Source organism: Ferrimonas balearica (genome assembly GCF_019802085.1).
Classification (GTDB): domain Bacteria; phylum Pseudomonadota; class Gammaproteobacteria; order Enterobacterales; family Shewanellaceae; genus Ferrimonas; species Ferrimonas balearica_B.
This window is the reverse complement of record NZ_JAHVHV010000002.1, coordinates 492,036-510,912: the sequence shown is the minus strand read 5'-3', so window position 1 is coordinate 510,912 and position 18,877 is coordinate 492,036. Positions and strand designations below refer to the sequence as shown.

Annotated in this window: 18 protein-coding genes; 8 read left to right on the top strand and 10 right to left on the bottom strand. The window is 65.1% G+C overall.

Annotation, left to right across the window (positions count from 1 at the left end):
* Nucleotide 1: 1 nt before the first annotated feature.
* Nucleotides 2–967 (top strand): ABC transporter permease, encoded by a 966-nt coding sequence (locus tag KUV81_RS10680; protein ID WP_222543853.1) that lies wholly within the window; start codon nt 2–4, stop codon nt 965–967.
* Between the two features lie 64 nt (nt 968–1,031).
* Here KUV81_RS10680 and KUV81_RS10675 read toward each other — a convergent pair whose 3' ends face one another.
* Both KUV81_RS10675 and KUV81_RS10670 read right to left on the bottom strand, forming a co-directional pair.
* Nucleotides 1,032–1,460 (bottom strand): hypothetical protein, encoded by a 429-nt coding sequence (locus KUV81_RS10675; RefSeq protein ID WP_222543852.1) that lies wholly within the window; start codon nt 1,458–1,460, stop codon nt 1,032–1,034.
* A gap of 26 nt (nt 1,461–1,486) precedes the next feature.
* Entirely contained in the window at nt 1,487–2,665 is a 1,179-nt protein-coding gene (locus KUV81_RS10670; protein ID WP_222543851.1) for a patatin-like phospholipase family protein, read from the bottom strand.
* Between the two features lie 286 nt (nt 2,666–2,951).
* Between KUV81_RS10670 and KUV81_RS10665 the strand changes: the two genes are divergently transcribed.
* The 3 genes from KUV81_RS10665 to KUV81_RS10655 all read left to right on the top strand — a co-directional run bounded on the left by KUV81_RS10665 (nt 2,952) and on the right by KUV81_RS10655 (nt 6,264).
* On the top strand, nt 2,952–3,347 hold the full coding sequence (locus KUV81_RS10665; RefSeq protein ID WP_222543850.1) for a glycine zipper family protein: 396 nt from the start codon (nt 2,952–2,954) through the stop codon (nt 3,345–3,347).
* Nucleotides 3,348–3,594: 247 nt separating this feature from the next.
* On the top strand, nt 3,595–5,691 hold the full coding sequence (locus tag KUV81_RS10660; RefSeq protein WP_222543849.1) for a metallophosphoesterase family protein: 2,097 nt from the start codon (nt 3,595–3,597) through the stop codon (nt 5,689–5,691).
* 60 nt (nt 5,692–5,751) lie between these two features.
* Nucleotides 5,752–6,264 (top strand): DUF3299 domain-containing protein, encoded by a 513-nt coding sequence (locus KUV81_RS10655; protein ID WP_222543848.1) that lies wholly within the window; start codon nt 5,752–5,754, stop codon nt 6,262–6,264.
* Here the strand turns inward: KUV81_RS10655 and KUV81_RS10650 are convergent.
* Nucleotides 6,258–6,875: an MBL fold metallo-hydrolase gene (locus KUV81_RS10650; RefSeq protein WP_222543847.1), complete on the bottom strand. Its 618-nt coding sequence runs from the start codon at nt 6,873–6,875 to the stop codon at nt 6,258–6,260. The genes KUV81_RS10655 and KUV81_RS10650 overlap by 7 nt on opposite strands.
* Before the next feature lie 92 nt (nt 6,876–6,967).
* Nucleotides 6,968–7,651: a thiol:disulfide interchange protein DsbA/DsbL gene (locus KUV81_RS10645; protein ID WP_222543846.1), complete on the bottom strand. Its 684-nt coding sequence runs from the start codon at nt 7,649–7,651 to the stop codon at nt 6,968–6,970.
* 209 nt (nt 7,652–7,860) lie between these two features.
* On the opposite strand from KUV81_RS10645, the gene KUV81_RS10640 reads away from it, so the two are divergent.
* Complete coding sequence (locus KUV81_RS10640) at nt 7,861–8,238, top strand: hypothetical protein (RefSeq protein ID WP_222543845.1); 378 nt, start codon at nt 7,861–7,863, stop codon at nt 8,236–8,238.
* Here KUV81_RS10640 and KUV81_RS10635 read toward each other — a convergent pair.
* Nucleotides 8,219–9,424 (bottom strand): multidrug effflux MFS transporter, encoded by a 1,206-nt coding sequence (locus KUV81_RS10635; RefSeq protein ID WP_222543844.1) that lies wholly within the window; start codon nt 9,422–9,424, stop codon nt 8,219–8,221. The genes KUV81_RS10640 and KUV81_RS10635 overlap by 20 nt on opposite strands.
* Nucleotides 9,425–9,537: 113 nt before the next feature.
* Between KUV81_RS10635 and KUV81_RS10630 the strand changes: the two genes are divergently transcribed.
* Complete coding sequence (locus KUV81_RS10630) at nt 9,538–10,491, top strand: LysR family transcriptional regulator (RefSeq protein ID WP_222543843.1); 954 nt, start codon at nt 9,538–9,540, stop codon at nt 10,489–10,491.
* On the opposite strand, the gene KUV81_RS10625 is transcribed toward KUV81_RS10630, so the two are convergent.
* The 3 genes from KUV81_RS10625 to KUV81_RS10615 form a co-directional block, all read right to left on the bottom strand.
* Nucleotides 10,488–11,786: an anaerobic C4-dicarboxylate transporter gene (locus tag KUV81_RS10625; protein WP_222543842.1), complete on the bottom strand. Its 1,299-nt coding sequence runs from the start codon at nt 11,784–11,786 to the stop codon at nt 10,488–10,490. The two genes, KUV81_RS10630 and KUV81_RS10625, sit on opposite strands and share 4 nt — an antisense overlap.
* Before the next feature lie 110 nt (nt 11,787–11,896).
* Nucleotides 11,897–13,084 carry a BamA/TamA family outer membrane protein gene (locus KUV81_RS10620; protein WP_261389337.1) on the bottom strand — a complete coding sequence of 396 codons (1,188 nt, stop codon included), beginning with the start codon at nt 13,082–13,084 and terminating at the stop codon, nt 11,897–11,899.
* An 8-nt stretch (nt 13,085–13,092) separates the two neighbouring features.
* Nucleotides 13,093–13,995 (bottom strand): hypothetical protein, encoded by a 903-nt coding sequence (locus tag KUV81_RS10615; RefSeq protein WP_261389336.1) that lies wholly within the window; start codon nt 13,993–13,995, stop codon nt 13,093–13,095.
* A 340-nt stretch (nt 13,996–14,335) separates the two neighbouring features.
* On the opposite strand from KUV81_RS10615, the gene KUV81_RS10610 reads away from it, so the two are divergent.
* Nucleotides 14,336–15,589 (top strand): DUF4056 domain-containing protein, encoded by a 1,254-nt coding sequence (locus KUV81_RS10610; protein WP_222543841.1) that lies wholly within the window; start codon nt 14,336–14,338, stop codon nt 15,587–15,589.
* Here KUV81_RS10610 and KUV81_RS10605 read toward each other — a convergent pair.
* Nucleotides 15,511–15,870 (bottom strand): hypothetical protein, encoded by a 360-nt coding sequence (locus tag KUV81_RS10605; protein ID WP_222543840.1) that lies wholly within the window; start codon nt 15,868–15,870, stop codon nt 15,511–15,513. The two genes, KUV81_RS10610 and KUV81_RS10605, sit on opposite strands and share 79 nt — an antisense overlap.
* Before the next feature lie 289 nt (nt 15,871–16,159).
* Between KUV81_RS10605 and KUV81_RS10600 the strand changes: the two genes are divergently transcribed.
* Complete coding sequence (locus KUV81_RS10600) at nt 16,160–17,089, top strand: adenosylmethionine decarboxylase (protein ID WP_222543839.1); 930 nt, start codon at nt 16,160–16,162, stop codon at nt 17,087–17,089.
* A gap of 36 nt (nt 17,090–17,125) precedes the next feature.
* Here the strand turns inward: KUV81_RS10600 and KUV81_RS10595 are convergent, their stop codons facing one another.
* On the bottom strand, nt 17,126–18,655 hold the full coding sequence (locus KUV81_RS10595; protein ID WP_222543838.1) for a diguanylate cyclase domain-containing protein: 1,530 nt from the start codon (nt 18,653–18,655) through the stop codon (nt 17,126–17,128).
* Between the last annotated feature and the right edge of the window lie 222 nt (nt 18,656–18,877).

Below are 18,877 nucleotides of genomic sequence, written 5' to 3'. Positions count from 1 at the left end.
CATGTTTGACACCATCATCCTGATGCTGGACGCCACCTTACGGGTGTCCACGCCCCTGCTGCTGCTGGCCCTGGCGGGCCTGTTCTCCGAGCGCTCCGGGGTGGTCAACATCGCCCTGGAGGGCAAGCTGCTGGCTTCGGCCTTCGCCGCGGCCGCCACCGCCTACGTCACCAACGACGTCTGGTTCGGCCTGCTGGCGGGGATCGCCACCGGCGTGCTGATGGCGCTGATCCACGGCTTCGCCTCCATCACACACAAGGGCGACCAGATCGTCTCCGGTACCGCCATCAACATGCTGGCGGCGGGCCTGACCATCACCCTGGGCCGCTACTGGTTCGAGATGGGCGGCCAGACCCCGGCCCTGTCCGGCGGTCAGCGCTTCGAGGCGATCACCCTGCCCCTGGCCCAGATGCTGGCGGACGTGCCGCTTGTTGGCGCCCTCTACTCCAAGCTGATCTCCGGCCACAACCTGCTGGTGTACCTGGCCTTCGCCATGGTGCCCCTGTCCTGGTGGATCCTGCAGCGCACCCGTTTCGGCCTGCGTCTGCGCGCCGTGGGGGAGAACCCCCACTCGGTGGACACCGCGGGGATCTCCGTCACCTGGCTGCGCTACCGCGCGCTGATCATCGCCGGGGTGCTGGCGGGGATCGCCGGCGCCTACCTCTCCACCGCGCACGCCGCCGGCTTCGTGCCCAACATGAGCGCCGGTAAGGGCTTTATCGCCCTGGCCGCGCTGATTTTCGGCAAGTGGCGTCCGGTGCCGGTGATGCTCGGCTGTCTGCTGTTCGGCTTCCTGGACGCCCTGGCCGTCCGTCTGCAGGGGGTGGAACTGCCCCTGGTGGGCGAGGTGCCGGTACAGGCCATCGAGGTGCTGCCTTACGTGCTGACCGTGCTGCTGCTGGCCGGCTTTATCGGCAAGGCGATCGCGCCCAAGGCCGTGGGCCAGCCCTACGTCAAATCCCGCTAAGGCGGGCAGAGACAAAAAACCGCGGCCTGGGCCGCGGTTTTTTTATGCCGGTAAGGGACGTCCCTTAGCGGTACTCGGTGATCCGGGCCACGTAGTGGAACAGGCCGATATCGCGGTGGTAGTCGCGATAGAGATCCACGGAGAAGTAGGTGGGCTGGTTGGCGTCCACCCGCTCGCCGATCTCCTGGATCAGGGTGTCCAGATCCTTGCGGCCGTAGACGTAGTACTTGTCCACCTTGGCCAGCTTCATCTCCTTGGCCTGGTGGCGGCTGACGTAGATCTCCTTGAGTGATGCGTTCACCAGCTCAAGGTACTCCACGCGCTCGTACTTGCCCTCCTGCTCGATAACGGCAAACAGCTCATCGTCCACCGCCACGCTGACCAGTTGGCTCATCGCCTCATCCACCTTCTGCTCCTCGACGGCGAGACGGGACTGGGCGGCCACGTTGAAGGTCAGGGGCAGCAGCAGCGCGCAAAGCAGTGTTTTTTTCATCTTGATACCTTGTGTTGGTTTTTGGGTTAAGGAACTTCAGTGGTCCAGAGGGTGCCTTGTACCGCTTTGCGGTAGCCGTAGCGGTACAAGGCCGTCATGTACTGGGTGTCGAACATCGCCTTACTGGCCTTGGTGGCGTCGAAGTCGTCGCCCACGTAGGCAAAGGCCAGATCCAGCCCCCCCACTTCGCTGAAGTAGAGCATCCGGAAGAGATCGCCCCGGGTTTGCTGGATGGTCAGGCTTTTCAGGCTGCGGTTGAGCAGGGCCACCCCTTTGTCCTTGGTGGGGCTGTAGGGCATGGTCAGGGCGCCATTGCGCACCACATGCACCTGGGGCGCCTGGCTCAGGCCCAGGACCTGGCTGATCTGGCGGTAGTCGATCTGGCCGGCGTCGAAGAACACCTGCTCGGCCAGACCGCCGTCCACGTGCAGCTCCTCGAAGCGCTCACCCTGGTGCTCCACCTCGATAAACTGGGGCGGAAACACGCCGGGAATGGACGCACTGGCCGCCAGCACCTGGTGGATCAGCCGGGCCCGGTTGGGCAGCTCGCTGCTGGCGATCTGTCCCAGGTTCCACACCACCAGCTCGCCGGAGTCGAAGTGGGTGGTGCCGATCAGCAGACGGCGCCCCTGACGGTGCTGTTCGGCGATCTCCTCGATCATCGTCGAATCGAAGTTGTCCTCGATGAACTCGTACAGCTTATGGCCGTTGGTAAAGGCGTCCTTCAACAGGGTGTTGAGCAGATTGCGCTTGCCCAGCACCATCTTGTCGTCGATCCCCAGCATCACCGCCTCGATCTGCTGGATCCGCTCGCCGCCCACGAAGGCGAAGGGGGCGATCAGGGCCCCGGCGCTGATCCCGGTGACCACGGTGTAATCCAGCAGCTGGCCGCTGTCGTGCAGGCCATTGACCACCCCGGCTCCGAAGGCGCCGTTGGCGCCACCGCCGGACAGCGCCAGGATGTTGAGCCGCTCGCCAGTGACGGTCAGCGGCGTCTTATCCTGGCTGCCGTTCAAAAACAGCTGAGCGTCCTCATCCGCCCAGAAGCGCATCGGCTCCGGGTGGTCTGAACCCGCGCTGCCCGCCAGGCTGGCCTGACGGTAGTCCGCTTCGTCCAGGCGAAGCTCCAGGGTGTGAGGGGTGCTGCAGGCGGTCAGGACCAGGGCCAGCAGGCCTGCGAAAAGTTGGGTATGCCTTTGAGTCATCTCGAATCTCTTCTGTCGTTTGTGTCACCGACTCCTGTTAGTGAACGGGGATTGCCAAGACGGCCAACCCCGCCAAACCGTGGGGCATACCGTCGAATCGGAGGGGGATACTAGTGGCGGTCGCATCGCGCGACCAATCGCATTTGAAGGATGCCATCCATCCACCATCCGCCAGGCTGGCTCGCCTTGCCGGTGGCTTGATGGATACCGTCCTGCATAGTGAAGGTGCATGGCGTCGAGGGGGCCGTTACCCTGCCCGCCCAATCACTGCAAAGAGCGACACACCATGAATACCCGATTGCTGATCCTCGGCGCCCTGATCGCCTTTGGCGCCCAGGCCAAAGTCATCGTCGACACCAAGGGGGTCGATATGGAGCGCTACCACGCCGACTACTACGAGTGCGAACAGCTCTCCTACCAGGTTGAACAGCAGCAGGCCGACTCCCTGGGCCATGACGTGCTGCACGACACCGCCAAGGGGGCGCTACTGGGGGCTGCCGGTGGTGCCATCAGCGGCGGCAGCGGCTCCAAGGGGGCCCAGGTGGGCGCCGGGGTTGGCTTGATCGGCGGCGTGCTGCATCACGGGGCAGAGAAGCGTCAATTGGCACAGAGTCACGCCCAGCACCAGGACCAGGTGATGCGCAACTGCCTGTTTGGCCGCGGCTACCGGGTGCTGGACTGAATCGGGACAGAGGCCCACTCGCTTTGCTGTGGCATTCGGCACCGGCTTGGCCGAAAACCAGGTTAACCAGGTAAGCAGGCTGAATGGGGCGTTGCGACTTCGGCCCTCCTGGCGGGGCCAATGTGTTATGCCATTGAAATAGAATGGTTTGGTGCAAAGGCTTTACACCAAAGTGCCACCGCTTTGCCGCCAAATCGACATGTCGCGTGCTTAGTTTTCGGGCCACATTCCCACTAAGGACACGCCCATGTTCAAGAAAACTACCCTGGCCCTGCTCACCGCCGCCGCCCTGGCCGGCTGCAATAGCAGCAGCGACAGCAACGACACCCCCGCCCCGGCACCGGGGCCGCTCAAGATCGGTGTACTGACCGACACCCAGGGGGGCGGTGACGCCGTGGCCCTGCCCCAGATGGAGGCGATCTTGGATCTTTATCGGGAACAGGGTATCCAGTACGTCATCGCCGTGGGCGATCTGACCAACTCCAACACCGAGCACGAGTACGAAGCCTGGCGCGAGATGGCCCACCGCTACTCCGACGCCATCACTTTCCTGCCCCTGATGGGCAACCACGACCGCAAGCCCGGCGACAACTACACCTGGAAGCGGGTGATGCAGGAGTTCATTCCCGAGGACGCGGTGCACATGCCCGGCCGCCACTTCCAGACCTACGCCTACACCAGCGGCAACGCCCTGATGATCCAGATCTCCGATCAGGACAAGCCCTACGCCTACTCGTGGGTGGAGGAGATGATCGAAGGCCGCGACAGCGCCATCGAGCACGTGTTCGTCTCCACCCACAGCCCCTTCGTCGGCCCCTACCGCGGCGGCATCGTCTACGAGAACGTGGTGGCCCGCTGGGGCAACCAGCTCGAGAACGACCTGGTGACCGCAGACCTGGTCAAATGGCGTAACCTGCTGAGCCAGAACGACGTCATATACCTCAGTGGCCACGACCACCAGTACAGCCGTTCGGTGATCTGGGACAACGGCGCCGGTAACGGCACCTTCACCGACGAGGAGGCGAGCGAATCCGGTGACCGTGACCTGCGATTTTTCACCCAGATCGTGACCGGCAACGCCTCGGACAAGAGCTACTACAACCGCATCGGCGAGTTCGAGAAGATCCAGGACATGGTGATGTACCGCACCACCACCCCCAACGGTCGCGACGGCGGCAGCAGTAGCGACCGCTGGACCGAGCAGGAGAATGCCCGGGATCTGCAGGGGCCCGGGGTCACCCAGATCAACGCCTCCTGGTTCGAGATCACCGGTCCGGTACTCTCTTTCCAGGCCTACTACGACGACTGGGTCAACCCGGAGGACGTATTGGACGGCGGGGCAGACTGGCGCCTGTTCGACCGCTTTACCCGCACCCCCCAGCGCTGCGACAAGGTGGTCCACCCGGACAGCCTGCCGGAGGCCTCCCGCTACTACAGCGTGGCCGATGCCCAATACCGCACCGTGCGCTGCCTGTCGGATAACGGCGACGTGGCCCGCCTGATGGACGGCACCAACCGGCTGTTCAACCGGGTCGACCAGGCCCTTTACGGCGCCGACTGGATCTCCAGCAGCATCGCCAACCTGGAGTACATCGACCGCCTGAACACCCTGATGAAGGTGCGCTCCTCCTTGGGCAACAACACCATTGGCTCCGACCGCAACTACCAGGTGGATGGCCGCTACGCCATCAACTACGGCCACCCCAAGGGCTACGAAGTCACCGCCCTGGGCGCCTTCCGCTGGCACCCTCACACCTACGACATGAAGAAGCTGGTCTCCCTGAGCTGGGCCCCGGCCACCGCCGAGACCCTCTCCGACGTGCTGATCGTCAGCGGGATTCAGGGTCAGAGCGGCCTTTACGCCAACCCCTTCGGCCGCATGCTGGACATCGCCTTGGACGAGGGCCGTCCCGGTACCGGCATCGTCGACAACCCCAGCGATCGTCGCAACCTGGACGTGCAGAACAAACCGGCACTCAACTACGTGGAGCTGCTGGACGCCAAATCCCCCTATCGTCTGGATGAGCGGGACAACTGGACCCTGAACGCCGATCTGCGCCATGGCGCGCTGCGGGCCGACGACTATGTGCTGGAGTTCCGCCTGCCCGCCGGCGTCAATGCCGACGAGGTGACCCTGGCCCACTTCGACGGCGAACAGTGGGTGCCCCTGGTGAGCAACCAGGAGTGCATCAGCACCGCCGCTTACGACGCTCGCTACCTGACCCAGGCGCCCAATGACCTGACCGGCGAAGCCTGCGATCCCAACCTGACGGTGGGCCTGCACGACGGTCACTTCTGGGCCAAGCTCGACTTCGAAGGCCAGTTCGCCATCGTCCGCCGCTGAGCCCGACCCCACCCAGGCGCCGCCGACCCGTTCGGCGGCGCCTCATTTTAGGAGTGCATGATGAAAGCCGTCATTGCCCTGCTGCTGCCCCTCTTGCTGGGGGGCTGCCTGGCGTCGCAACCTCCGGTGCCCCAGTGGGGATGGGAGCAGCTGATTGATGAGAAGAACCGGGCCAGGATCACCGCCCTGATTGCCGAGGAGCACGCCTGGGCCGAGGCCAACCACGACGATCTCAGCGGCCCTCAGCCGCAAAGCCTGGGGCTTGGCCAGGTTGCACGCAATCCGCAGCTGCTGAGCCAAGAGGGGGCCCTGCCGGGCTTTATCGTGCCGTTGGAGTGGCAGGACCAGGAGGTCAGTGAGTTTCTGCTGGTGCCCTACTACGGGGCCTGCATCCACGCCCCGCCGCCGCCCCCCAACCAGATAGTGCACATTCGCGCCACTGAGCCGGTACCTTTTGACTGGCTGCGGGACGCGGTCTGGGTGCAGGGGGTTCTGGAAGCCGAGGCCCTGGATCTCAACGATCTGGGCGAAGTGGGCTATCGCATGACCGCCGCCCGAGTCTGGCCCTACTGAGCCGGCTCGCGCCCTTTGGCCGGGTAGACCGGGCCATGGCCCGGCACTATCCAGTCCACCTTGTCCACCCAGGCGGCCTGGGAGCGCTCCAGTTGCGCCTGGTCCTGGGCAAGTGGGTCAATCTCTGGCTGGCCGTTGGCCCACCACATGTGGGTCAGCAGGTAGGTGCCCTCGTCGGTCTCCACCAGCAAACTGGCGTCCTCCCGGGTGTGGCCCGGGGTCTGGATCACCGTCACCCCGGGGGCCAGGGTGTGGGGGCTGGGATGGGGCATCAGGGTGTCGTAGCGGTAGATCCCCTGGTAGTCCACCAGGGCCGCGTGGGGGAAGACTCCCACCCGGGTCAGGTGATCCGGATGATGATGGCTGATGAACACGTGGGTCACGGAGTCCGGGTTCACCCCCTGGGCCCGCAGCCGCACCATCACCTGGTCCCACTGCTCCTCGGAGGCCATCCCCGGATCTGCCACCAGCACCAGATCATCGCTTTGCACCAGGGTGATGGTGCTGCCCACCCGACCCTGCTCCGCCCGCACATAGCCCTCGTGCAGGATCTCCAGGGTTGCCGCCCCCACGGGCGCCGCCAGTACCCAAAGCCCAACCAGCCATCGCATCCTCGTCTCTCCCCCGTCGGTGATCTCAGGCAGTATAGCCAGAACGCAAAACGCCGCCCCGAGGGGCGGCGTTTGTCTGATGGCACCGAGGCTTAGCGGGTGGCCAGGTAGTTCATCAGCTCAACCAGTTCACCCAGGGTCTCAACGCTGTTGATGTTCACCAGGTACTTGTTGTTCACCACGAAGGCCGGGATGGAGCCGATCTGGTACTGACGCTGCTCCTTGGCCCACAGCTCAACCTGGCTCTGCACCTCGGGGGTGCTGGCCGCCTGGTCAAAGGCGTCACCGTCCACACCGTGCTCAACGAAGATGGCGCGGACGTCGGCCAGGGAGTGGATCCCCTCGCCGTGCTTGTCACCCTCAACGTGGTTGTGGTGCTTGCCCCCCATCAGGGCGAACATCGGCTCCTTGATCTGCTTCTCCACGCCCATCTGCTGGACGGCCGCAAAGCCCTGGATCACCGCCTGGTAGGTCTGGTAGTCCTCTTCGGTGCGGGCGAAGTTGACGTGCTTCTGCTCAAACTTCACCCCCTCGGCCAGGGCCGGCACAATGGTGGGCAGGAAACGGCTTTCCATGTTGTAGCAGCCACCGCAGTAGAAGGAGAAGAACTCGGTCACCGTCGGCTGGTCCACCTTGCCTTCCGGGTTCACGACCTGGAAGTGGACCCCTTCCTGGAAGGGGGAGGGCTGGGCCGGGGCGGCGGCGGTGGTTTCCGGGGCAGACTCGGAACAGCCCGCCAGGACCAGGGCAAAAGCGAGACCAATTAGCTTCTTCACGGTTATTACTCACAAAGTGGATTGAATTGGAGGCAGCTTATCCCTTGGACGGGCTCCAAGGTCAAGTGTTTGGGCTGGATTAAGCATCAAAGGGTGAAGAGGGTCACCCGGAGAAAATTCATCGGAGAGGAGCGGGAACTTTGCCGCATTTGCCCCGCCACCGGGGTCTTCGGTTATAGTCGTAGTTCGTCGTTTTTCAGGAACCTGCTATGCCCTTGGCCCTGGCCACCCTCTTTGTGCTGCTGCTCAGCGCCTGCGCCAGCGCGCCCCCTGCCCCGGAGCACTTCTTCACCACCGAGACCGACGAGCAGGGGGAGCTGCGGTTCACCTTCAACTACATCCAGGTGACCGAACCCCTCTCCCGACGCCAGCGGCAACAGCTGGCGCAGCTGGAAGCCAGTCAGCCAAGGCGCAACCGGGACCCCGAGCCGCCACTGCCGGGCCAGGGCCCGCTTATCGATCAGCACCAGCTCTACCTGGATCTGGAGAAGGAGTTGGACGAGCGGGGACTGTGCCTGGAGGGCTACCGCATCGACCGCCGGCACCCCACTCGCCAGGGGATCTCCCTCAGCGGCCGCTGCCGCTGATCCCATCCAGCGCCAGCAGCACCTGGTGATGACCGCCCCGGTTAAGCCGCGCCAGCACCATCCACACCATGGGCAGGGCCATCAGCACCGCCAGGGCCGCCACCGGCGCCAACGGCAGCAGGTTGACCAGCCCCACCAGCAGTGACGCGCCGGTCATCTGGAACAGCCCCATCAGCGCCGAGGCGGTGCCGGCCCGTTCGCCAAACGGCGCCAGGGCGCCGCCGCCGCTGACCGCGAACACCAGGCAGAAGCCAACGCTGGCCACAAACACCGGCCCCATAAAGGCCAGGGGATGGGCCCAGCCCATCAGCGCCACCAGGGCCGCACCGGCACTCAGGCAGAGCAGGGCCGCCAGTTTCAGGGCGCGTTTCTTGCCGATGCGGGCCACCAGGGTCGGAGCCAGGAAAGCCGCGGCGATGTTGATGGCGGCGTTGGCACCGAACCAGAGGCTGAAGGCCAGGGGGGATTGGGTCATCGCCACCATCAACTGCACCGGGGCGATGCTGACGTAACCGATGATCACCGCCATCGCCAGCATGATAAGGCCGGTGTGGTAACGGAACACCGGGTGAGCCAGCACCGGCTGGTAGCGGGCCCAGCTGATCAGCGCCCCCTCGGTTTGGGTGCCCGCCGGACGGGTCTCCGGCAGCCGCCAGGCCACCAGGGCTCCGGCCACCAGAGCGTAGAGCGCCATAAACTGGAAGTTGGCCCGCCAATCCCACCACTGGGTCAGCACGCCCCCCAACAGCGGCGCCAGCGCCGGCACCACGCAGATCACCCCGTTAAGGTAGCTGTAGTAGGTGCCGGCCCGCTCCGGGCCGTAGCTGTCGCGCACCCCGGACATGGCGGCCACCACCACGGCACAGGCCCCCAGCCCCTGCAGCACCCGGCCCAGCCAGAGCACCTCCACCAGGTTGGCGTAGGCGGACACCAAAGCCCCCAGCAGGTAGAGGGCCACGCCCCACAGCGCCATGGGCCGACGGCCGTAGCGGTCGGCCAGCGGCCCGGAGATCAGTTGGCCCAGCCCCATCGCCAGCAGGAAGATCGCCACCGTCGCCTGCACCTTGGCCAGGGGGGTCGACAGGGCTTCGGCCATGGCCGGGATCGCCGGCAGGAAGATGTCGATGGCCAGGGGGCTGAACACCACCAGCAGGACCAGCAGGGGGAAGGAGACGGGACGGCTCATTGGGGCTCCGGTTTCATCATTTTGGGGCGCCATTTTAGGGGCCGTCAGTTATGATAAAAAATGATTTATTGGCAGTAGCCAATTTCCCTATAGGAATAATTCGGGAGGGCGCCATGGCGCTGGAACGACTGGATCTCAATCTGTTACGGCTGATGCTGGTGCTGCTCGAGGAGGGCAGCGTCACCGCCGCGGCCACCCGACTGCACCTGGGCCAGTCGGCGGTCAGCAAACAGCTGGCCAAGCTGCGGGAGCAGTTGGGGCAACCCCTGGACGATCCCCTGTTTGTTCGCGCCGGCCAAGGGCTGGTGCCCACCCCCAAGGCCGCGGCCCTGGAGCCCAAGCTGCGCCACTGGTTGCGCCTCTCCTGCGAGCTGCTGACCCCGGAGGGGTTCGATCCCCGACTCGATGAGCGGCAGTTCCGCGCCAGCGTGGTGGAGACCGCCTTCCCCACCCTGATGCCCAAGGTGCTTACGGACCTGCAAAGCGAGGCACCGGGGGTGCGCCTGGGGATGGTGCCCGGCTCCAACGACAAACTGGAACTGCTGGAGCGGGGTCAGCTGGACCTGCTATTGCTGGCCCGGGACACCGACGAACGGGCCCACTACCCCTGGCACATCAGCCATCTGCCGGACCTGCCCCAGCAGGAGCTGTACCGGGACATCAACGTCTGCCTGGTGCGGGAGGGGCACCCGGCCCTCACCGGCCGCTGGGACCAGGAGCGCTTCCTGGCACTGCCCCACATCCAGATCTGGGTGGAGGGCACCGAGCTCTGGCTGATGGACCATGTGCTGGCCTCCCAGGGGCTGCGCCGACCGGTGGCGGTGCAGGTGCCGGACTTCCACAGCGCGGCGCTGATGGCCCAGCAAACCGACATGGTGTTCACCTGCGCCGGGGTCTTTGCCCGCCAGCTGACCCAGCACTACCGCTTGACGCTGCTGCCCCTGCCCCTGGCCCTGGCCCCCATCAGCTACCGCCTGATGTGGCCGGTCTTGCAGGACAGAGACCCGGCCCACCAGTGGCTGCGGGCCTTTATCGCCGAGCGCTGCCAGCGATTGGGGGTGGCTTAGAGCACCACGGAGCCCAGGGCGAAGCCGAAGGCCACCGACAGGCTGATGGCCACCACGCCGGGCAGCAGGAAGGGGTGGTTGAAGACGTACTTGCCGATGCGAGTCGAACCGGTGTCGTCCATCTCCACCGCCGCCAGCAACGTCGGGTAGGTGGGCAGGACAAAGAGCGCGGAGACCGCGGCGAAGGAGGCCACGATCACCAGAGGATCCACCCCCATGGCCACGGCGGCGGGCATCAGGGCCACGGTGGCCGCCGCCTGGGAGTAGAGCAGCATGGAGGCGAAGAACAGCGCCACCGCCAGCAGCCAGGCGTGGTTCTGCACCAGCTCACCGGCCACCGCCTTGATCGACTCGATGTGGGCGGAGACAAAGGTGTCCCCCAGCCAGGCCACCCCCAGCACGCAGACGCAGGCGCTCATCCCCGCCTTGAAGGTGCTGGCCGCCAGGATCTGACTGGTGTCCACCCGACACACCAGGGTGATCAGCGCCGCCGCCGAGAGCATCAGGATCATGATCGCCTGGTCCCGGGCCATTACCGGGTTCTCGATCAACCCAACACTGTCGCTGATGGCAGTGGCGTAGCCGACGATGGCCAGGATGGTGACCAGGAAGATCCCCACCGCCCGCTTGGCGCCGGGCTTGATGGCCAGCTCATCCGCCTTGCTGGCCCGCACCAGCCCCTCCGCCAGGCGCTTCTGGTACACCGGGTCCTGATCCAGCTCCACCCCCTGGCGGTTGGCCACAAAGGCGGTCAGCAGCACCGCGGTCAGAGAGGCGGGGATGGAGACCGTCAGGATGCTCAGGTAATCCACCCCCAGGGGGGCCAGGATGGCGGTCAGGGCCACCACGGCGGCGGAGATGGGGGAGGCGGTGATGGCAATTTGGGAGGCCACCACGGCGATGGAGAGCGGCCGGGAGGGGCGGATCCCCTGCTCCTTGGCCACCTCGGTGATCACCGGCATGGTGGAGAACGCGGTGTGGCCGGTGCCCGCCAGAAGGGTCATGCTGTAGGTGACCAGCGGCGCAATGTAGGTGATCTGCTTGGGGTTCTTGCGAATGATCCGCTCGGCGATCTTGACCAGGTAATCCATGCCACCGGCCACCTGCATGGCGGCGATGACGGAGATCACCGCCATGATGATGAGGATCACCGAGGTGGGGATCTGGCCGGGGGTCAGCCCCAGCATCGCCAGCACCAGCACCCCCAGGCCACCGGCATAGCCGATGCCGATACTGCCCAGGCGGCTCCCCAACCAGATGGCCAACAGGACAACACTCAACTCGACAAACAGCATGGGCACTCCGGACGCGACAAAAAGCGCGCGCATTGTACAGAGTTTGTCATCGCCGGAGCGTGATGGCGTTCAAACCCCATCAAACCCGATTCGAAACCGTGTCAGTCCGGCTAGAAGGCTTCGTTCACCGCGAAGTAGAAGCCGCTCTCACCATTGCCAAAGCCCATGTCCAGGCGGACATTGACCCGCTGCTTGATCTCGAAGCGGTAGCCCACCCCGACGGAGTGCAGCCACTTCTCGGATCCCAGGTCAGACGCCTTGTCCGCCAGGGTTCCGGCGCCCACCCAGTACACCATGCCGTGGCGGCCCGCCAGGGGCTGACGATACTCCACCTGGGCCAGGGTCATCTGCCGGTCCCGGTAGCGCCCCGCTTCGTAGCCCCGAAGCCGGGTGCCGCCCCCCAGTTTGGCCAGCTGGTCCCAGGGCACGTCACCGTGGTTGAACTCCCCCAGCCATTGCCAGGCCAGGATCCCGGGGATGGACTCCAGTGCCAGGTAATCGCTGTAGTTGAGGGTCAGCTTCTGGAAGTCGTGGTCGGAGCCGAAGACGTCGTCGTACACCGCCAGATCCGCCTGCAACAGTCGGCCTTCAGAGGGGTTGAGGATGAAATCCCGGGAATCGTGGACGATGTGGAAGGTCATCCCGGAGCTGAAGCTCTTCTCCGGGAAGGCCGCCCCGTCGCCGCGGGCCGGCAGCGCGCCCGGCGTGGTGGGCTCCACCTCGCGGGCCTTGTTGGCTCGCAGGGAAAAACCCGCCCCTACGTAGGTGCTGGGCAGCACCCGCATCAGGGCCTGGGGGGCAAAGCTGTAGCTGGTCAGTTCGAAATCGGTCTTGTTGGCGGCACTGCGGCCGCTGTCGACGCCGACGCCGTAGTAGACGTCGGGGGCGTCGTAGATCTCCGCATCGATGTAGAAGCGCAGGCTGTCGTCCCGCAGGAAGTTACGGTTGGCGATGGTGACCCCCACCGAGCCGTTGACCGAGCCAAACCCGTTGAGGGTGATGGAGCTGGGCTGGGCGTTCTCACCGGCGCTGTCCGGCAGGTAGAGGCCGACGGTGGAGACGCCGATCCCCAGGCTCATCTCCGGGGTGTAGAAGGGCCCGGGCATGACGCTCCAGTCGATCCCCTTCTCCGGATCGAAACCGCCGTCCGCCCCCAGATCCTCCAGCAGCTGCTCGAACCAGGCCTGAGTGCGCTGGTACAGCGAGGGATCCGCCGCCTCGTTCTTTGGCGTGGAGGTGGATCCCCAGGCGGATCCGCTAAGCAGCACCAGGGCCAGTGCCCAAACCCGTTTGGTCATCTGTGTGCTCAGAACCGACGGCTGACGGACATGAAGCTGGTGCGACGGGCACCGAAGCCGGACTCGATCAGCAGCTCCCAGTCACGGCTGAGGGCGTACTGGGCCCCCACCACGGTGTTCCAGCGGGAGGTGCCTTCCTGCTCCACCTCGAACTGGCCGTCGGGGGCCAGGCCGGCGATCAGGTCGTTCAGCTCCGGCGGCAGGCCCAGATCCAGCAGACTGCCGCTGAGGTACTGGTCCACCTTCTGGTACATGGCACCGGCAAACACCCGCAGCTCCTTGCCGCCCTCGAACTCCCAGCGGTACCCCACCCGCGGGGCCGCCACGAAGGTGCGGATGTCACCGTCGATGATGTTCATGTCGGTGTAGGTGTAGTTGACGTCCACCAGGGCGAACCAGTTGCCCACACCGCCGGCCACCGTGGTGCCCACGCCGTAGGTGCCGCCCTTCATCTCCAGGGCAAAGGGGGCGCCAATGGCCAGATCCGACGCTTCATTAATGCCGGCGCAGAGGATCTTGTTCAGCCCGGACACGGCGTCCACATCGCAGCTGAGGCTGCGGATGGTGGCCACGCTGTCGCCGGAGGTGTAACCCAGGATCCCGTAGACGTTCATAAAGGGGAAGATCCACACGTCGCCGCGCAGGGTCAGGTTGTAGCCGTCAAACTCCGCGTCCGGGGCCTGGATGTCGAGCGCTTCGAGCACCGGGTGGCCGGTCAGGGCGATGCTGTTGACCTTCACCGGGTTGCTCATGTCCATGTAGGAGAGGGACAGGCCGTAGGGCTTGGGCAGGGTGTAGCCCCGGGCCGCGGCCTCCTCGCCCCAGATGGGGAAGAAGGAATCCTGGGCCTGGGCCAGACCGGTCACCAGCAGCAAACTGGCGGCCGCGGTGCGCAGAAAACGTGAAAACATGGCAGTACTCAATCACAAGCAAAAAAAGGCCCCCGAGGCGTGAAAGCCCGGTGCCGAAAATATAAACATAGGTGTTCGACGGAGGTCGGTCGGGAAATATGGTAACCACCGCAATCTGCATCCAAGCTGAATCGCTTTGGGCCAAATCGCTGCTGCATCCAACCTGAATAACTGAAGTAACAGGGTTTTCCCAGTCCACTGCGCTGGATTAGAATCCCCAACCCAGTGGAAAGGTCGGGATTATAATCGCCTTTCTCGCAAATGGGTACCTTGCCCAACTGGCCGCCCACGCCGGGCAGCGCCTATCGTTACTCCCAGAAGTTAAGCCAACAGGGGAAGCATGATCCGCTTTCATTTATTGATCCTGGCCAGCGTATTGCTGACCGGCTGCTCCGCCACCCAGTGGCAGGGCCACCCGCGTCCCGACGAGGCCGCCATCAGCCGCGCCCTCAACGGCAACATCGACGTGGTGGAGGTGTGGGATCTGCCGGTGGAGAGCCTGCCGGAGTTCCCGGTGCCGGCCAATGTCCGCCCCTGTTGTGCCTTTGGCAACCTGCAGAAGGTCTCCTTAGGGCCGGTGCCCCTCCCGCTGTTTCGCCTGGGCAACACCGTCGACCCCAGTGACGTTGGCCCCCACCGCTTCGATGGCGGCACCTTCTCCTACACCCGCTCGGGGATGAGCGCCAACAACAACAGCGGCACCGAGAACAACGGCATGCTGTATACCGCCCGGGGCGGCTTTATCGATCTGGCCCACGTACGAGACACCGCCGACGACACCGTGGCGCTGTTTTTCCAGATCATCCGCCACCTGGGCCAGGACCACATCATCGAGGTGCCGGACGAGATCGGTCGGCGCTACGTCCGCCTGCACGCCTTCGACACCGAGGGGATGAGCGGCCAGGAGCGCTGGCAACTCTCCGCCGCCCTCGCCGCCCGGCTGGGCTATTTCAAAGCCGAATCCCACGAGATCGCCCAGTGGCACGGCTACGCCAGCTTCGCCGGCTGGCCGGAAACCGTGTCCGCCTACTCGCCGGAGGATCTCTACTCCAACATGCTGGGGGCCAAGCTGACCGAGGCGATGATCAACGCCAAGCTGGTGCTCAATGACCAGCTCTACAACCAGAGCCTCACCGTCTGGCTGGACGAAGCCCTGATCTGGCTGGGGGAGGTGGACAGGGACACCACCAACGCCCTGTTCGACGTGGTGGATGGCCACTGGTGGGACTCCTCACGGCCCATCCCGGACAAGTACATGGTGCTCAAGCGTCACTACGCCATGGGGGACCGGCAACTGCCCTATCTGGTGCCCGAATCCCTGGCCGCCGACAGCGCCGACTGGGACCGGGTCGCCCACCTCTACGCCCAGCCCAACTCGCCCCACACCTTGCAAGTGAAAGCCACCCTGTTCGGCCTGGAACTGGATGAGATTGGGGAATTGGTGATGGAAGTGGATGCGCGCTACGCCCCCACCTTCGCCCACGTGCCCGAGGCGCTGTGGCAGGACGGCTTCACTCACCGGGAGTTTGGGGTGATCGCCTCGTACGCGGCGCAGGAAGACGCCAAGCAGTTGGAAACGCTGTTGGCCAACTGAGTCGACTCCGGCTCCCGCTCCAGGGTAAGGCTCAAGCGTCGGGTCAGGGGGTCGTCCTCCAGACGCAGGGGGGCGTCGGTGTGCTCCGCCAGCGCCCCCATCAGGGTCAACAGCTGCCGACCGTCCGGCGTTTCCCGGTAGCGCCAGCTGAACCGGCAACGGGTGGGATCGCACTGGGGCGCATCCTGCACCAGGGCCGGCCAGCTCAGCTGTGACAATGCCGGCTGCCAGGCTTCCTGGGCCGCCGATGCCGGCCAGGATACGATCGCTAAAGCCAGCAAAACCGCCTGTCCATTCAATCCACTAACCATGATGCCTGCCCTTGTGCGACCGGGCTTCTAAGTGTAGTCAACCGGCGGTGGTGCACCCGGGGGATTTGTGTATAATCGCCGCCACTGTGCGCGACCCCGGCCCCCTTAGCACACCGCTTCGCCCTTCTGGCGATGTGCTCGGCCGGCGAATCGCCAGGAGGGCGGTTGGGGATCTCACCCCGGCCAAACTCGTTGGGGGGGCGGTAGGGCCATACTTACCAAACCATGCATCTCTGCCTTCAACGGGAGTACAACCACAATGATGTTCTTCGAGGGCTCCGAAAAAAAAGTCGAAGCGGTGCTCAAGCCGGGCCATGAATCCCTGCGCGCCCTGGGGAAACCCTTCTGGGAAAACCTAGTGGCCCAGGCCAACGCCACCATCCTCTCCTCGGTGCACAACGACCGCTGCGACGCCTACCTGCTGTCCGAGTCCAGCCTCTTCGTCTGGGATGACCGCTTTTTGATGCTGACCTGTGGCACCACCACCCTGGTCCAGGCGGTCACCGAGTTCCTCAAACACTTCAGCCAGAACGAGCTGGCGATGCTGACCTACCAGCGTAAAAACGAGTACCAGTCGCACCTGCAAAAAAGCAGCTTCGACGAGGACCTGGTCGCCCTCTCCGGCCTGCTGCCGGGCACCGCCTGGCGCCTGGGTCACCTGGATGGTCACCACAACTACATCTTCCACAGTGAAGCGGCCTACCAGCCGGACGCCGACGACGCCACAGCCGAGCTGCTGATGTACCACATCCAGGGCCAGGCCGCCGACTACCTGCGCAGCCCCAGCCAGACCCTGGAGGGGGTGCGGGCGCTGTTCAACTGGCAGGGGATGCTGCCGGATTTCCAGTTCGACGATTTCCTGTTTGAGCCCTTCGGCTACTCCATGAACGGGATCCGCGGCGACCGTTACGTGACGGTGCACATCACGCCCCAGGAGGACAGCTCCTACGTCAGCTTCGAGACCAACCTGGACAAGGCGGAGCTGGGCCCGGTGCTGGATCAGCTGCTGCGCCTGCTGCAGCCGCAAAGCTACGACGTCATCAGCTTCAACCTGGCCACCAAGCTGGCCCACCAGGGGGGCGTGGTGCGCGTCGACCAGGCCGAGCAGCGCCTGCCCATCGGCTACACCATGCGCTTCGAGCACTTTATGGTGCCCCCCAAAGCGCCGCTGTCGGCCACCCGGCTGTAACCCTTAAGGGCTCGCAACAGCGGGCCCTTAATCGTTTCAGGGCCGCGGTGGCTGGGCCACCAGTTGGGTACGCCACAGCTCGAAGTTGTTGCGCCCCCCGGCCTTGACCCGGTACAGCGCCCGGTCCGCCTCCTCCATCAGCCGCTCCAGGGTGAACCCCTGCTCCACCGGATCCTGGCCCGGCTCCAGCAGGGCGATGCCGATGCTGATGGTCAGTCTCTGGTTCAGGGTGGGCGCGGCAATCTCCAGCTGGTGGACCCGCTGCTGCAGCGCCCGGGCCAGGGCCTCCAGCGCCGGTGCCGTCGGCTCGGTCACCGCCATCACGTACTCCTCGCCCCCCCAGCGGCAGGCCAGCTCACCGCCGCGCCGGGTCAGGGACTCCAGCACCCGGGCCACCTTGGTCAGCACCTCATCGCCGGTGCCGTGGCCATAGTGATCGTTGAACTGCTTGAAGTGGTCGATGTCCACCATCAATATCGCCAGCCCCCGGTGGTGACGGCACAGCCGCCGCCACTCCTGCTCGAGAAACTGCTCCATCGCCCGGCGGTTGGCCAGGCCAGTCAAGGGATCGGTGCGGGCCAGCTGCTTCAACTTCTCCCGCTGCTGGGAGAGCATCCGCATCAGGCTGTTGAAGGCGTTGGCCAGCTGACGGAATTCGCTGATGGTGGCGCCGCCGCGCAGGGGTCGGAACTGCTGGTTGCGCTCCATGGCCCGGATCTGGGCCACCCCGCGCTCCATGGGCCTGACCAGCAGATGGCCCAACAGGAGGTTGACCAGGATCACCAGCACCACCATGCACACCAGCGCCATCCACTCGTAGCGGGACAGCTCCCGGGGCGGGCCGGCGGTGTGCTCCAGCTCGATCACCAGTGCCGGCTGGCCCAGCACGTCTTTGAGCAGCAGCGAGCGCCGCTGGCGGGGCCGGGTCAGGTCCGACAGTGCCATCAGGTCCGGCAGCCCCTCATCCTCGGCCTGGGCCAGTCTCAGGCTTAAGCGCAGCCCACTGCTGCCGGCCAGGGTGGTGGCGAAGTCATCCCCCAGCTTGTGCACCAGCAGCAGGTAGCCGTGGCCACAGTCGTTGGCCATGGCGGTGCACAGGGAAGCGGCGGCGTAATGGTAGGCTTCGCCCCCTTGACGCAGCACCCCGCTGCGGCTGCGGGGCTGGTGCGGGTGCAGCAGGGGCATCAAACGGGCCCGGCGAAACGGCTGATCGCCGGCCAGCAGGGGCAGGGCCACCCCCTGAGAGACGCTCTCGTAACGCTTTTGCAAAGTGGCGTCGTAGAGGAACAGGCCCGCCAGCTGCTCACTCTTGTGCAGCGGCAGCTGATTGGGGGCGGCGTCGGGGTCCGCCAGGTAGGTCAGTACCTGATCGTCACTGGCCATATCGGTGGCCAGCAGACGCAGGGCCGCCTGACGCGCCTGGATCTGGAAGCGCAGGCTGTGCAGCTCCTGGATCTGGGTGGCCAGCACCTCCTCGTTGATGTAGGGCAGGATCACCAGGTTGCGCAACAGCAGATACCCCACCGCCAGCAGCAACACCAGCAGCAGGGAAAAAAGCAGCGCCAATCGCCTCAAAGGCATAGAGATCCCCCGAGCCACACCTTCAGTCAGTGTGGCACGGATCCGCCGGCATGGATAAACGCCGCATCACCGGCGGGTCACCAGCGGGGTGAAAAGCGAAAAACCCCCTTAAGGACAGAGCGTTGACATCTCCTTAGAGGATACGGGAGCGCGATGCCTTGCCCTGGCAGATCAGGGCGGCCCCGCTGACCTACTGGGGCGGAATCC

Bases quoted from the DNA above. Each gene is read 5' to 3' on its own strand.
- KUV81_RS10660 (WP_222543849.1), top strand. From the start codon at position 3,595: ATGTTCAAGAAAACTACCCTGGCCCTGCTCACCGCCGCCGCCCTGGCC.
- KUV81_RS10625 (WP_222543842.1), bottom strand. From the start codon at position 11,786: ATGCTGTTTGTCGAGTTGAGTGTTGTCCTGTTGGCCATCTGGTTGGGG.
- KUV81_RS10655 (WP_222543848.1), top strand. From the start codon at position 5,752: ATGAAAGCCGTCATTGCCCTGCTGCTGCCCCTCTTGCTGGGGGGCTGC.
- KUV81_RS10635 (WP_222543844.1), bottom strand. From the start codon at position 9,424: ATGAGCCGTCCCGTCTCCTTCCCCCTGCTGGTCCTGCTGGTGGTGTTC.
- KUV81_RS10610 (WP_222543841.1), top strand. From the start codon at position 14,336: ATGATCCGCTTTCATTTATTGATCCTGGCCAGCGTATTGCTGACCGGC.
- KUV81_RS10675 (WP_222543852.1), bottom strand. From the start codon at position 1,460: ATGAAAAAAACACTGCTTTGCGCGCTGCTGCTGCCCCTGACCTTCAAC.
- KUV81_RS10650 (WP_222543847.1), bottom strand. From the start codon at position 6,875: ATGCGATGGCTGGTTGGGCTTTGGGTACTGGCGGCGCCCGTGGGGGCG.
- KUV81_RS10680 (WP_222543853.1), top strand. From the start codon at position 2: ATGTTTGACACCATCATCCTGATGCTGGACGCCACCTTACGGGTGTCC.
- KUV81_RS10630 (WP_222543843.1), top strand. From the start codon at position 9,538: ATGGCGCTGGAACGACTGGATCTCAATCTGTTACGGCTGATGCTGGTG.
- KUV81_RS10670 (WP_222543851.1), bottom strand. From the start codon at position 2,665: ATGACTCAAAGGCATACCCAACTTTTCGCAGGCCTGCTGGCCCTGGTC.
- KUV81_RS10615 (WP_261389336.1), bottom strand. From the start codon at position 13,995: ATGTTTTCACGTTTTCTGCGCACCGCGGCCGCCAGTTTGCTGCTGGTG.
- KUV81_RS10665 (WP_222543850.1), top strand. From the start codon at position 2,952: ATGAATACCCGATTGCTGATCCTCGGCGCCCTGATCGCCTTTGGCGCC.
- KUV81_RS10620 (WP_261389337.1), bottom strand. From the start codon at position 13,084: ATGACCAAACGGGTTTGGGCACTGGCCCTGGTGCTGCTTAGCGGATCC.
- KUV81_RS10600 (WP_222543839.1), top strand. From the start codon at position 16,160: ATGATGTTCTTCGAGGGCTCCGAAAAAAAAGTCGAAGCGGTGCTCAAG.
- KUV81_RS10640 (WP_222543845.1), top strand. From the start codon at position 7,861: ATGCCCTTGGCCCTGGCCACCCTCTTTGTGCTGCTGCTCAGCGCCTGC.